12 protein-coding genes are annotated in these 12,172 nt (G+C 69.5%); 9 read left to right on the top strand and 3 right to left on the bottom strand.

Annotated elements, in window-relative coordinates:
• Window positions 1–67 precede the first annotated feature (67 nt).
• Together N4P33_RS11300 and N4P33_RS11295 are read right to left on the bottom strand one after the other, a co-directional pair.
• Entirely contained in the window at window positions 68–739 is a 672-nt protein-coding gene (locus N4P33_RS11300) for a response regulator transcription factor (RefSeq protein ID WP_260826225.1), read from the bottom strand.
• 16 nt (window positions 740–755) lie between these two features.
• Window positions 756–1,694, bottom strand: a complete 939-nt coding sequence (locus N4P33_RS11295; RefSeq protein WP_260826224.1) for a RecB family exonuclease — start codon at window positions 1,692–1,694, stop codon at window positions 756–758.
• Between the two features lie 214 nt (window positions 1,695–1,908).
• On the opposite strand from N4P33_RS11295, the gene N4P33_RS11290 reads away from it, so the two are divergent.
• From N4P33_RS11290 to N4P33_RS11280, 3 genes are all read left to right on the top strand, one after another.
• Window positions 1,909–3,531 carry a site-2 protease family protein gene (locus N4P33_RS11290; RefSeq protein WP_260826223.1) on the top strand — a complete coding sequence of 541 codons (1,623 nt, stop codon included), beginning with the start codon at window positions 1,909–1,911 and terminating at the stop codon, window positions 3,529–3,531.
• Window positions 3,532–3,574: 43 nt separating this feature from the next.
• A complete protein-coding gene (locus tag N4P33_RS11285; RefSeq protein ID WP_260826222.1) occupies window positions 3,575–4,477 on the top strand; it encodes a tRNA (adenine-N1)-methyltransferase in 903 nt (300 codons plus the stop codon).
• Between the two features lie 229 nt (window positions 4,478–4,706).
• Window positions 4,707–5,285, top strand: coding sequence for a hypothetical protein (locus N4P33_RS11280; RefSeq protein ID WP_260826221.1), 579 nt, complete (start codon window positions 4,707–4,709; stop codon window positions 5,283–5,285).
• A gap of 36 nt (window positions 5,286–5,321) precedes the next feature.
• Here N4P33_RS11280 and N4P33_RS11275 read toward each other — a convergent pair whose 3' ends face one another.
• Window positions 5,322–5,627 carry a ferredoxin gene (locus N4P33_RS11275; protein WP_260826220.1) on the bottom strand — a complete coding sequence of 102 codons (306 nt, stop codon included), beginning with the start codon at window positions 5,625–5,627 and terminating at the stop codon, window positions 5,322–5,324.
• A 245-nt stretch (window positions 5,628–5,872) separates the two neighbouring features.
• Between N4P33_RS11275 and arc the strand changes: the two genes are divergently transcribed.
• From arc to prcA, 6 genes are all read left to right on the top strand, one after another.
• Window positions 5,873–7,639 carry a proteasome ATPase gene (gene arc / locus N4P33_RS11270; protein ID WP_260826219.1) on the top strand — a complete coding sequence of 589 codons (1,767 nt, stop codon included), beginning with the start codon at window positions 5,873–5,875 and terminating at the stop codon, window positions 7,637–7,639.
• Between the two features lie 231 nt (window positions 7,640–7,870).
• Complete coding sequence (gene dop, locus N4P33_RS11265) at window positions 7,871–9,382, top strand: depupylase/deamidase Dop (RefSeq protein WP_399029235.1); 1,512 nt, start codon at window positions 7,871–7,873, stop codon at window positions 9,380–9,382.
• A 198-nt stretch (window positions 9,383–9,580) separates the two neighbouring features.
• Window positions 9,581–9,799 carry a ubiquitin-like protein Pup gene (locus N4P33_RS11260; protein ID WP_019757212.1) on the top strand — a complete coding sequence of 73 codons (219 nt, stop codon included), beginning with the start codon at window positions 9,581–9,583 and terminating at the stop codon, window positions 9,797–9,799.
• 9 nt (window positions 9,800–9,808) lie between these two features.
• The gene (locus N4P33_RS11255) at window positions 9,809–10,315 is read left to right on the top strand and encodes an endonuclease VII domain-containing protein (protein WP_260826218.1); all 507 of its coding nucleotides are present in this window, start codon (window positions 9,809–9,811) and stop codon (window positions 10,313–10,315) included.
• A complete protein-coding gene (gene prcB, locus N4P33_RS11250; protein ID WP_260826217.1) occupies window positions 10,267–11,112 on the top strand; it encodes a proteasome subunit beta in 846 nt (281 codons plus the stop codon). The genes N4P33_RS11255 and prcB overlap by 49 nt, the downstream gene beginning before the upstream one ends.
• 74 nt (window positions 11,113–11,186) lie before the next feature.
• Window positions 11,187–11,951, top strand: a complete 765-nt coding sequence (prcA, locus tag N4P33_RS11245; protein WP_260826216.1) for a proteasome subunit alpha — start codon at window positions 11,187–11,189, stop codon at window positions 11,949–11,951.
• Window positions 11,952–12,172 lie beyond the last annotated feature (221 nt).

Raw genomic sequence — 12,172 nt, 5'->3', positions numbered from 1 at the left:
GCCCCCTCCTCACCGGGAGGGGGCGCCCTTCGCCATGGTCCGAGAACCGCCGAGAGCTACGTGCGAGTCACTGCGCGCCGGGACGCACCAGGCCGCTCTCGTACGCGTACACCGCCGCCTGCACCCGGTCCCGCAGGCCCAGCTTCGTCAGCACATGGCCCACGTGCGTCTTGACGGTCGTCTCACTGACGAACAGATCCGCGGCGATCTCCGCGTTCGACAGACCCCGTGCCACCAGCTTCAGCACCTCGACCTCACGGTCGGTCAGCGTGTGCAGCGTGTCCGGCACCGGCTCGTCACCCGAGGGCAGATGTGTGGCGTACTTGTCGAGCAGCCGCCGGGTGATGCTCGGCGCCAGCATCGCCTCGCCGGCCGCCACCACCCGGATCGCCTGCACCAGCTCGTTGGCCGGCGCGTCCTTCAGCAGAAAGCCACTGGCCCCCGCCTTCAGCGCCTCCACCACATACTCGTCCAGATCGAACGTCGTCAGCACCAGCACCTTCGCCGGGCCGTTCCGCTCGGGGCCGGTGATCTGCCGGGTCGCCTCCACCCCGTCCATCCGCGGCATGCGGATGTCCATCAGCACCACATCGGGCTGCAGCGCCCGCACCTGGTCCAGGGCCTGGAGGCCGTCACCGGCCTCGCCGACGACCGCGATGTCCTGCTCCGCCTCCAGGATCATCCGGAAGCCCGTACGCAGCAGCGGCTGGTCGTCGACCAGTAGGACGCGGATGGCCACGTAAGTCTCCTTCTCGCTAGTCCGGCCCCATTCTGCCCTGTTGGGCCCCGCCGGACTCAGCCGCCCTCACCGGCAGCGGATAGGGCGGGGGAGTGCCGCCGAACTCCGGGCAGTGCGCCTGGTGGTCGCACCAGCCGCACAGCTTCGTCGGCCGCGGCCGCCAGTCGCCCGTCTCCGTCGCCGTGCGGATCGCCTCCCACAGCGCCAGCAGCTTGCGCTCCACCCGCTCCAGATCGGCCGGGACCGGGTCGTACGTCAGCACGTCACCGCTGCCGAGATACACCAGCTGCAGCCGGCGCGGGACGACCCGCTTCAGCCGCCACACCACCAGCGCGTAGAACTTCATCTGGAACAGGGCGTCCTCCGCGTACTCCGGGCGGGGGGCCTTGCCGGTCTTGTAGTCGACGATGCGCACCTCGCCGGTGGGCGCCACGTCCACGCGGTCGATGATGCCGCGCAGCAGCAGCCCCGAGTCCAGCTCGGCCTCGACGAACAGCTCCCGCTCGGCGGGCTCCAGCCGGCTCGGATCCTCCAGCGTGAACCACCGCTCGACCAGCGCCTCCGCCTCCGTCAGCCAGCGCGCCAGCCGCTCGCCCCGCGGATCGTCCGCGAACAGCTCCACGACCTCCGGCCGGGACTCCCGAAGCCGGTCCCACTGCGCCGGGATCAGCGCCTTCGCCCGCGGCGCGGTCCGCTCGGACGCCGGGGCGTCGAAGAGCCGCTCCAGCACCGCGTGCACCAGCGTGCCCCTCGTCGCCGCCTCGCTCGGCTTCTCCGGCAGCCGGTCGATCACCCGGAACCGGTACAGCAGCGGACACCGCATGAAGTCGCTCGCACGCGAGGGAGACAGCGAGGCAGGCGGTATGGCCGCGGCCTCGGCCACCACGACCGGCTGCTCCTGCGGCATGACCGCGCTGTCCTCGCGCTGCTCCGCGCCCTCGGTGCTCGTCTCCATGACCACAGACCATACGGCCCCGCACTGACAGTGACCCGTGCGGTGGCCGGCGTGACGGTGGGGTGAGAAGGGGAAGGAGGGGAGGAGCAGGCGCGGCGCGGGACGGAGAACGACAGGGGTGCCGAGGCGAAACGGGCGGCGACGGCCGCATACCATCGACTCGAGACCCTCCCGTCCGGCAGGCGCGGGAGACGCAGCGAACGAGGGGACACCGGTGGACGTAAGCGGCGGGCGCGGGCAGCCGCGGCCCGGCAACGACAGGTCGCCCGAACACCACCCGGAGCCCCCTCCGACCCCGGGCGACGACATCCCCACGCACGCCGCCGGCCCACATCCCGAGGACGGTGCCTCCGCAGCCCCGGAGGACGTCTCGCAGAGCGACGGGCGTCCTGTGCGCGGTGGCGCCGGGTCTTCCGGCGAGGGACAGGAGCCCCGCGAGACCGACAGGGATGACTCGACCGGTCCCGAAGCCGCGGACACCACGCCCGCAGCCCCCGTCGAGTCGGGGAACCGGGCGGGTACGACCGCTCCCGGCACCGCCCACGACGTTCCTGCTCCGACCCCCGACCACCGCGCAGCACCCCGGCACACCTCTGCCGAGCAGGGCCCCGCCCCCCACCGACCCGCCGAGCGGACCCCCGCACCTTCCGGCGACACCGCCGCCAAGGGAAGCGCGCCGGACGTGCCGAAGCGTGGCGGGCTGCTGATGGGGCGGCCCTTCGGCGTGCCCGTGTACGTGGCGCCCAGCTGGTTCCTCGTCGCCATCCTCATCACCTGGGTGTTCGGCGGCCAGGTCGACCGCGTGCTGCCCGAGCTCGGCGCCGCCAGCTACCTCGTCTCCCTCTTCTTCGCCGTCGCCTTCTACGCCTCCGTCCTCGTCCACGAACTCGCCCACACCCTCGCCGCCCTCCGCTTCAAACTCCCGGTCCGCCGCATCCAGCTCCAGTTCTTCGGCGGCGTCTCCGAGATCGAGAAGGAGGCCGAGACCCCCGGCCGCGAGTTCGTGCTGGCCTTCGTCGGCCCGCTGCTCTCCCTCGTCCTGTCCGGCCTCTTCTATCTCGCCCTGCTCGCCGTGGACCCCGGCACCGTCCCCGGCGTCCTGCTGGCCGGCCTGATGATCTCCAACCTCATCGTGGCCGCGTTCAACCTGCTCCCCGGCCTGCCCCTCGACGGCGGCCGCATGCTCCGCGCCGTCGTCTGGAAACTCAGCGGCAAGCCCATGACCGGCACCATCGCCGCCGCCTGGGTCGGCCGCGCCCTCGCCGTCTCCGTCCTCGTCGGCCTCCCGCTGCTCACCCAGTCCGGAGCGCTCGGCTCCGCCGCCGAGGACAGCGTCGGCATGGACACCGTCCTGGACGCCCTGCTCGCCGCCATCCTCGCCGCGATCATCTGGACCGGCGCCGGCAACAGCCTGCGCATGGCCCGCCTGCGCGAACACCTCCCCGAACTGCGCGCCCGCGCCCTCACCCGCCGAGCCGTCCCGGTGGAGACCGACACGCCCCTGTCCGAGGCCCTGCGCCGCGCCAACGCCGCCGGAGCCCGCGCCCTCGTCGTCGTCGACGCCGACGGCAACCCCCTCGCCCTGGTCCGCGAGGCCGCCATCGTCGGCGTACCCGAGCACCGCCGCCCGTGGGTCCCCGTCGGCACCCTCGCCCAGGACCTCACCGACGGCATGCGCGTCTCCGCCGAACTGTCCGGCGAAGAACTCCTCGACGCCCTCCGGGCGACCCCCGCCACCGAGTACCTGGTCGTCGAGAACACCGGCGAGATCTACGGAGTCCTCTCGGCGGCGGACGTGGAACGCGCCTTCGTCAAGGCGATGGCGAGGCCCAGCTGAACCCTGGTCGGAGCGACCCCGGCGAGCGGTTAGGCTTGGGCACATGTCCGAACCGACCGGTGCCGCCCGCCGACGCGGGCCCTTCAAGGTCGGGGACCAGGTACAGCTGACCGACCCCAAGGGCCGCCACTACACGTTCACGCTCGAAGCCGGGAAGAACTTCCACACCCACAAGGGTTCCTTCCCGCACGACGAACTGATCGGCGCACCCGAGGGCAGCGTTGTCCGCACCACCGGTAACGTCGCCTACCTCGCGCTGCGCCCCCTGCTCCCCGACTACGTCCTGTCCATGCCCCGCGGGGCAGCCGTCGTCTACCCGAAGGACGCGGGGCAGATCCTCGCCTTCGCCGACATCTTCCCCGGCGCGCGTGTCGTCGAGGCCGGCGTCGGCTCCGGCTCGCTCAGCAGCTTCCTGCTGCGTGCCATCGGCGACCAGGGCATGCTGCACAGCTACGAGCGCCGCGAGGACTTCGCGGAGATCGCCAAGCAGAACGTCGAGCGCTACTTCGGCGGCCCGCACCCCGCCTGGCAGCTCACCGTCGGCGATCTCCAGGACAACCTGTCCGACACGGACGTCGACCGCGTCATCCTCGACATGCTCGCCCCCTGGGAATGCCTGGACGCCGTCTCCAAGGCACTCGTCCCCGGCGGCATCCTCTGCTGCTACGTCGCCACCACCACCCAGCTCGCCCGGACCGTCGAGTCCATCCGCGAGATCGGCTGCTTCAACGAGCCGACCGCCTGGGAGACGATGATCCGCAACTGGCACATCGAGGGTCTGGCCGTCCGCCCGGACCACCGGATGATCGGCCACACCGGCTTCCTGCTCACCGCCCGCCGGCTCGCCGACGGAGTCGAACCCCCCATGCGCCGCCGACGCCCCGCCAAGGGCGCCTACGGCGAGGACTACGCGGGCCCCAACGCCGACGGAGGCGCCGCCCGCTGACGCCGCTCGTCGAACCGTCAACGCACCGGCGCCGTGCCGCAGTTCCCGAAAGCCCGAAGGAACTGCGTCACGGCGCCGCCGCGTTGACGCAGGCCACCCGCGCCGTCCCCGCACAACCCGCGCCGAAACCCCGAACCGTAACTCCACACCCCGCCGTTCCCCCGCACTGTGACGTGTGGCACGATGCTGGCCACCCCCACCGGCACAGCCCTCACAGGAGACCCTCCTCGTGCAGCCATCCGCCGTCCCGGAGCTCGCCCACACGCACACCCGGCCCATCCACTGGGTCGCCACCGCCACGGCCGTCGCCGGAGTCGTGGCGCTCTCCTCCGTCGTCCAGCCCGACGCCGCCACCGCCGCCCAGACGCCCGGCGCCCGGACCAAGAGCGCCCCCGCGCACATCGCCCCGCCCGACGCGGACAGCGCCGAGTTCCCCCTCGACTGCGGGCCCGTGAAACTCGTCGTGAAGAAGAAGGCGTCCGGCGACCTCGACGGCGACGGACGCCCCGAGACGGTCGCCGCGGTCCACTGCGACGCCCCCATGGGCACCCCGCCCGACGGCATGTACGTCCTCACCCAGGCCGCCGGCAGTACCGAGCCGCGCGTCGTGGCCACCCTTGTCGACCCCAAGGACCGCACCAACGTCGACGACTTCGCCGTGCGCGACGGCGTCATCACCGCCACCGTCCTCGGCTACTCCTCCGCCGACGTGCCCAGTTGCTGCCCCGATGTGCGCGAGAACGTGAAATGGCAGTGGGACGACGGCGCGTTCGTGCGCACCGGCCCCGCCGACGCCCGCAGCGTGTGACCAATCAGACAGCGGTGACCGACCGTGCCGTACCGGTCACCCGGCGTCCGGGCCGTACACCTCGACACTGTCCGAAACGCGACGCACGTGGATGCACTCGCCCGGACACTCCTTCGCCGAGTCGATCACATCCGTGAGAAGCGGCAGCGGTACGGGCGTTGCCGCCCCCTTGTCCTGCAGAAGCTCGTCGTCCGCGCCCTTCACATAGGCCAGACCGTCGATGTCCAGCTCGAACACCTCCGGCGCGTACTGGGCGCAGATGCCGTCACCGGTACACAGGTCCTGGTCGATCCAGACCTCCAGGGCCTCGCCGCCGACTCCGGCCTCCTGCTGCACGCTCATCTCTCCTGCCGTCTCCTGCGTCGAGCCGGACGGGAATCCGGCCAGCTCCGACGGGTGTTGAACACTTCGACCCTACCTCCGCCTGGGTTCCAATCATCTTCGGTGGGTATTCCCCTGGCGTGAGGGAGAGCGCAAGGGTGAAGATCGGACACACCCCGACCGTCTTTGTGATCTAGGGGTTTCAATCGACACCCGCCCAGGTAGGGTCTGGAAGCGTCCAGCTCCCCTTGGAGGAGGTGAGGACCGTGGCAGCCCACGACGACGACATGAACCGCGGCATCCGCCCGGGACGCGGGTCCGACGACCCGGCCGGGCAGATTGCCTACCTTGAGCAGGAGATCGCCGTCCTGCGACGCAAGCTCGCCGACTCTCCGCGACACACGAGGATTCTCGAAGAGCGGATCGTCGAGCTGCAGACCAACCTGGCCGGCGTATCCGCCCAGAACGAGCGACTCGCCAACACGCTCCGTGAGGCCCGCGACCAGATCGTGGCCCTCAAGGAAGAGGTCGACCGGCTCGCCCAGCCCCCGGCCGGCTTCGGAGTCTTCCTCGCCGCGAACGAGGACGGCACCGCCGACATCTTCACCGGCGGCCGCAAGCTCCGCGTGAACGTGAGCCCCAGCGTCGAGCTCGACGAGCTCAGGCGCGGCCAGGAAGTGATGCTCAACGAAGCGCTCAACGTGGTCGAGGCCATGGAGTTCGAGCGCGTCGGCGACATCGTCACCCTCAAGGAGATCCTCGAGGACGGCGAGCGCGCCCTGGTGCTCGGGCACACCGACGAGGAACGGGTGGTGCGGCTCGCCGAGCCGCTGCTGGACGCCACCATCCGCGCCGGTGACGCCCTGCTCCTGGAACCGCGCTCCGGGTACGTCTACGAGGTCGTCCCCAAGAGCGAGGTCGAGGAGCTCGTCCTCGAAGAAGTCCCCGACATCGGCTACGAGCAGATCGGCGGCCTCGGCAACCAGATCGAGGCCATCCGCGACGCGGTCGAGCTGCCGTACCTCTACCCGGACCTGTTCAAGGAGCACGAACTGCGCCCGCCCAAGGGCGTCCTGCTCTACGGACCGCCCGGATGCGGCAAGACGCTCATCGCCAAGGCCGTCGCCAACTCGCTGGCCAAGAAGGTCGCCGAGGTCACCGGCCAGGCCGCCGGCAAGAGCTTCTTCCTCAACATCAAGGGCCCCGAGCTGCTGAACAAGTACGTCGGCGAGACCGAGCGGCAGATCCGCCTGGTCTTCCAGCGGGCCCGGGAGAAGGCCAGCGAGGGCACCCCCGTCATCGTCTTCTTCGACGAGATGGAGTCCCTCTTCCGCACCCGCGGCTCCGGCGTCAGCTCGGACGTGGAGAACACCATCGTCCCGCAGCTGCTCGCCGAGATCGACGGCGTGGAAGGCCTGCAGAACGTGGTCGTCATCGGCGCCTCCAACCGCGAGGACATGATCGACCCCGCCATCCTGCGGCCCGGCCGGCTCGACGTGAAGATCAAGATCGAACGTCCGGACGCGGAAGCCGCCAAGGACATCTTCGGCAAGTACCTCACCGAACGTCTCCCGCTGCACGCCGACGACCTCGCCGAGCACGGCGGAGACAAGACCACGACGGTCGAAAGCATGATCCAGACCGCCGTGGAACAGATGTACGCGGAATCCGAGGAGAACCGCTTCCTGGAGGTCACCTACGCCAACGGTGACAAGGAAGTCCTCTACTTCAAGGACTTCAACTCCGGCGCCATGATCGAGAACATCGTCGGTCGCGCCAAGAAGATGGCGATCAAGGACTTCCTCGAGAAGAACCAGAAGGGCCTCCGCGTCTCCCACCTGCTCCAGGCCTGCGTGGACGAGTTCAAGGAGAACGAGGACCTGCCCAACACCACCAACCCGGACGACTGGGCCCGTATCTCCGGAAAGAAGGGCGAACGGATCGTTTACATCCGCACCCTCATCACCGGAAAGCAGGGCGCGGACACCGGACGCTCCATCGACACGGTGGCGAACACCGGTCAGTACCTGTAAAAGCCAGGGCGGCTGCGGGTGCCCTCAGCGGGTACCCGCAGCCGACTGTTTTTCGGGCCACGGCTGGAGCACAGCAATGACGCAAATGATCTCCCCACCAGCGCAAAGGCGTTCTAGGCTCTTCCGTACCGCCGAGTCGCGCAGTGCGGGGACGGGCACCGCACACGCATCTGAGCGCCAGCGGTACAGCAGCGCCCCCGACCGGGGACGCCGCCGGGCAAGGAGGGCCGCATGACCGTACGGCGAGTAATGGGCATCGAGACGGAGTACGGGATCTCCGTCCCCGGCCACCCCAACGCCAATGCCATGCTCACCTCGTCCCAGATCGTCAACGCCTACGCGGCCGCGATGCACCGGGCCCGCCGGGCCCGCTGGGACTTCGAGGAGGAGAACCCGCTGCGCGACGCGCGAGGCTTCGACCTCGCCCGCGAGGCCGCCGACGCCAGCCAGCTCACCGACGAGGACATCGGCCTCGCCAACGTGATCCTCACCAACGGCGCACGGCTCTACGTCGACCACGCCCACCCCGAATACAGCGCCCCCGAGGTCACCAACCCGCGCGACGCCGTGCTCTGGGACAAGGCCGGCGAGCGGATCATGGCCGAGGCCGCCGAACGCGCCGCCCAGCTGCCCGGGGCCCAGCCGATCCACCTCTACAAGAACAACACCGACAACAAGGGCGCGTCCTACGGCACGCACGAGAACTACCTGATGAAGCGGGAGACCCCCTTCTCGGACATCGTGCGCCACCTGACCCCCTTCTTCGTCTCCCGCCAGGTCTTCGCCGGCGCCGGCCGCGTCGGCATCGGCCAGGACGGCCACGAACACGGCTTCCAGCTCAGCCAGCGCGCCGACTACTTCGAGGTCGAGGTGGGCCTGGAGACGACGCTGAAACGCCCGATCATCAACACCCGCGACGAGCCGCACGCCGACGCCGAGAAATACCGCCGGCTGCACGTGATCATCGGCGACGCGAACCTGTCGGAGATCTCGACGTACCTGAAGCTGGGCACGACGGCGCTGGTGCTGTCGATGATCGAGGACGGCTTCATCGCGGTGGACCTGGCGGTCGACCAGCCGGTGCGCACGCTGCACCAGGTCTCGCACGACCCGTCGCTCAAGCGGCTCGTCACGCTGCGCAGCGGGCGCACGCTCACCGCGGTGCAGCTCCAGATGGAGTACTTCGAGCTGTCCCGCAAGTACGTCGAGGAGCGCTTCGGGGCCGACGCCGACGACCAGACCAAGGACGTCCTGGCCCGCTGGGAGGACACCCTCACGCGGCTGGAGAACGACCCGATGAGCCTGGCCGGCGAGCTGGACTGGGTCGCCAAGCGGGAGCTCATGGAGGGCTACCGGCGCCGGGACGGCGTCGACTGGGACGCGGCCCGGCTGCACCTGGTGGACCTGCAGTACGCCGACGTACGCCCCGACAAGGGCCTCTACAACCGTCTGGTGGCCCGGGGCCGGATGAAGCGCCTCCTCGACGAGGCGGAGGTCGAGAAGGCCCGTACGAAGCCGCCTGAGGACACCCGGGCGTACTTCCGCGGGCGGTGCCTGGAGCAGTACGCGGACGACGTGGCGGCGGCCTCCTGGGACTCGGTGATCTTCGATCTGCCGGGGCGGGACTCGCTTCAGCGGGTGCCAACCCTGGAACCGCTTCGCGGAACGCGTAATCACGTCAAGGAGCTGCTGGACCGGTGCCGCACGGCGGAAGACCTGGTCAGGGTGCTGTCCGGGGGGTGAGCCGAGGGCTGACCGGGTATGCGGGGTACCCGGGCTCTCCGGAAGGACCGGCCGGACAGGGTGGAAAATCCCTGGCCCGGGAATCATCGAGGTGGTCCCCGTACGTTGGAGCAACTGCGGGGCCATTGTCGGACCCGGCTTGTAGGGTCTGATCTTGACCGAGCAACTGTGTCGGGCGAACCGAGCGGGGTGAGGGTGATGGCGACCAAGGACACCGGCGGCGGGCAGCAGAAGGCCACGCGGTCCACGGAAGAGGTCGAGGAGCAGGCGGCGGAGACGCAGGCTTCGGAGGACCTGAAGGAGCGGCAGGAGAAGCTGTCGGACGACGTGGACTCCGTCCTGGACGAGATCGACGACGTCTTGGAGGAGAACGCCGAGGACTTCGTGCGCTCCTTCGTTCAAAAGGGTGGACAGTAGGTCACATACGTGAACAGCGGGGGATGGAAGAAGTGCTCGGCCTGCCAGGAGATCCTCCCGGCGAGCGCATTCGCGCGTAACGGGTCACGGCCTGATGGGCTACAGGCCAATTGCCGCGAATGCGCGGCCGAGTACTACCGGCGACGCCAGGAGGCCAGGGGCAGGACGGTCCGCGAGAAGGTGGACGTGCCTGACGGGCACAAGCTCTGCCGGATGTGCGGCGAGATCAAACCCCACAGCGAATGGCACCGTAATGCCACCGCGTCGGACGGGCTGTCGACACGCTGCCGGGCGTGCCGGGGGCTGTGTGTGATCTGTCTGAAGGCTCCCGCCGTCCATGTGGATCACTGCCACAAGACGGGTAAGGTCCGTGGCGTACTGTGCTTCAACTGCAATTCGGCCATCGGCAAGTTGGGAGATGATCCCGACGCTGTTCGTCGGGCTGCCGCCTACTTGGAAGGAACTTCGTGGAAGCCAACACTCGTAGCACCGGGCGTCTACCAGCTGCCTTCCTGACGCCAGGGTCTTCCTCCTTCATGGACTTCCTCTCCGAGCACCAGCCGGAGCTGCTGCCGGGGAAGCGGTCGTTGCCGCCGGTGCAGGGGGCGATCGAGGCGCCGCACGGGACGACCATCGTGTCGGTGACGTTCCCCGGCGGTGTCGTGCTCGCCGGTGACCGGCGGGCGACCATGGGGAACGTCATCGCGCAGCGGGACATCGAGAAGGTGTTCCCGGCCGACGAATACTCGGCGGTGGGCATCGCCGGTACGGCGGGCCTGGCCGTGGAGATGGTGAAGCTGTTCCAGCTGGAGTTGGAGCACTTCGAGAAGGTCGAGGGCGTTCAGCTGTCGCTGGAAGGTAAAGCGAACCGGCTGTCGACCATGATCCGTTCGAATCTCGGCATGGCGATGCAGGGTCTGGCCGTGGTCCCGCTGTTCGCCGGGTACGACGTGGACCGGGAGAAGGGGCGGATCTTCTCCTACGACGTCACCGGCGGGCGTTCCGAGGAGCAGGGCTTCGCGGCCACGGGGTCCGGGTCGATCTTCGCGCGCGGTGCGATGAAGAAGCTCTACCGGGACGATCTGAGTGAGGCCGAGGCCACCACGCTGGTGGTGCAGGCGCTGTACGACGCGGCCGACGACGACTCGGCGACCGGTGGTCCCGATGTCGCGCGCCGGATCTATCCGATTGTCACCGTGATCACCGAGGACGGTTTCCGCCGGCTGACCGAGGACGAGTCGTCCGAGATCGCGCGGTCCGTGCTGGAGCGGCGGCTGGAGCAGCCGGACGGGCCGCGGGCGGCGCTGCTTTAGCCGGTCGGCGTGCGGTTGTTGTCCGTTTTGGTGTGGGTGATCCAGTGACTTCGACAGAAAGGGACGGGTAACCGGTGTCGACGCCGTTCTATGTCTCACCTCAGCAGGCGATGGCCGACCGGGCGGAGTACGCCCGCAAGGGCATTGCCCGGGGGCGCAGCCTGGTGGTGCTGCAGTATGCCGACGGGATTGTGTTCGTCGGTGAGAATCCGTCCCGTGCGCTGCACAAGTTCAGCGAGATCTATGACCGGATCGGGTTTGCCGCGGCCGGTAAGTACAACGAGTACGAGAATCTGCGGATCGGTGGGGTGCGGTATGCCGATCTGCGGGGCTACACCTACGACCGGGACGATGTGACGGCTCGGGGTCTGGCGAACGTGTACGCGCAGACGCTGGGGACGATCTTCTCGAGTGCGGGGGAGAAGCCGTACGAGGTGGAGCTGGTGGTGGCCGAGGTCGGGGAGACCCCGGAGCAGGACCAGATCTATCGGTTGCCGCATGACGGGTCGATCGTGGATGAGCATGGCTCGGTGGCGGTGGGGGGTAACGCGGAGCAGATCAGCGGGTACCTGGATCAGCGGCATCGGGACGGGATGACGCTGGCGGAGGCGCTGCGGCTGGCGGTGCAGGCGTTGTCGCGGGACACCAATGGCAGTGAGCGGGAGATTCCCGCGGAGCGGCTGGAGGTGGCGGTGCTGGATCGGACGCGGCCGCAGAAGCGGAAGTTCCGGCGGATCACTGGGCGGCAGTTGGTGCGGTTGCTGGAGGCCGGGGGGGCGGAGAGCGTGTCGGATGCGGATGCGGATGCGGATGCGGAGTCGGGGGCTGAGGAGGAGTAGCGGGTTGCGCGCCGTGGGTGGATGCCTGCGGCGCCGCTGTCCCTCCGGTGGGGGTGCGCGTAGCGCCCACGGTGGGTGGGTGAGTCGGGGCCGGGGCGATGGTGTCCGTCCTCGGTCTGGCGCGAAATAGGTAACTCAACGGAGTACGGGCGCGGACGCGCCAGCCGCTGCGGGCAGACACCACCGCCCCGTCCCCTTCCCGCCGTACGCGCCTGCGGCCC

Source organism: Streptomyces sp. 15-116A, from assembly GCF_025290915.1.
Lineage (GTDB): Bacteria > Actinomycetota > Actinomycetes > Streptomycetales > Streptomycetaceae > Streptomyces.
This window is presented reverse-complemented; position numbering and strand designations above follow the sequence as displayed.

Bases quoted from the DNA above. Each gene is read 5' to 3' on its own strand.
- N4P33_RS11260 (WP_019757212.1), top strand. From the start codon at position 9,581: ATGGCGACCAAGGACACCGGCGGCGGGCAGCAGAAGGCCACGCGGTCC.
- dop (WP_399029235.1), top strand. From the start codon at position 7,871: ATGACCGTACGGCGAGTAATGGGCATCGAGACGGAGTACGGGATCTCC.
- N4P33_RS11285 (WP_260826222.1), top strand. From the start codon at position 3,575: ATGTCCGAACCGACCGGTGCCGCCCGCCGACGCGGGCCCTTCAAGGTC.
- N4P33_RS11295 (WP_260826224.1), bottom strand. From the start codon at position 1,694: ATGGAGACGAGCACCGAGGGCGCGGAGCAGCGCGAGGACAGCGCGGTC.
- N4P33_RS11275 (WP_260826220.1), bottom strand. From the start codon at position 5,627: ATGAGCGTGCAGCAGGAGGCCGGAGTCGGCGGCGAGGCCCTGGAGGTC.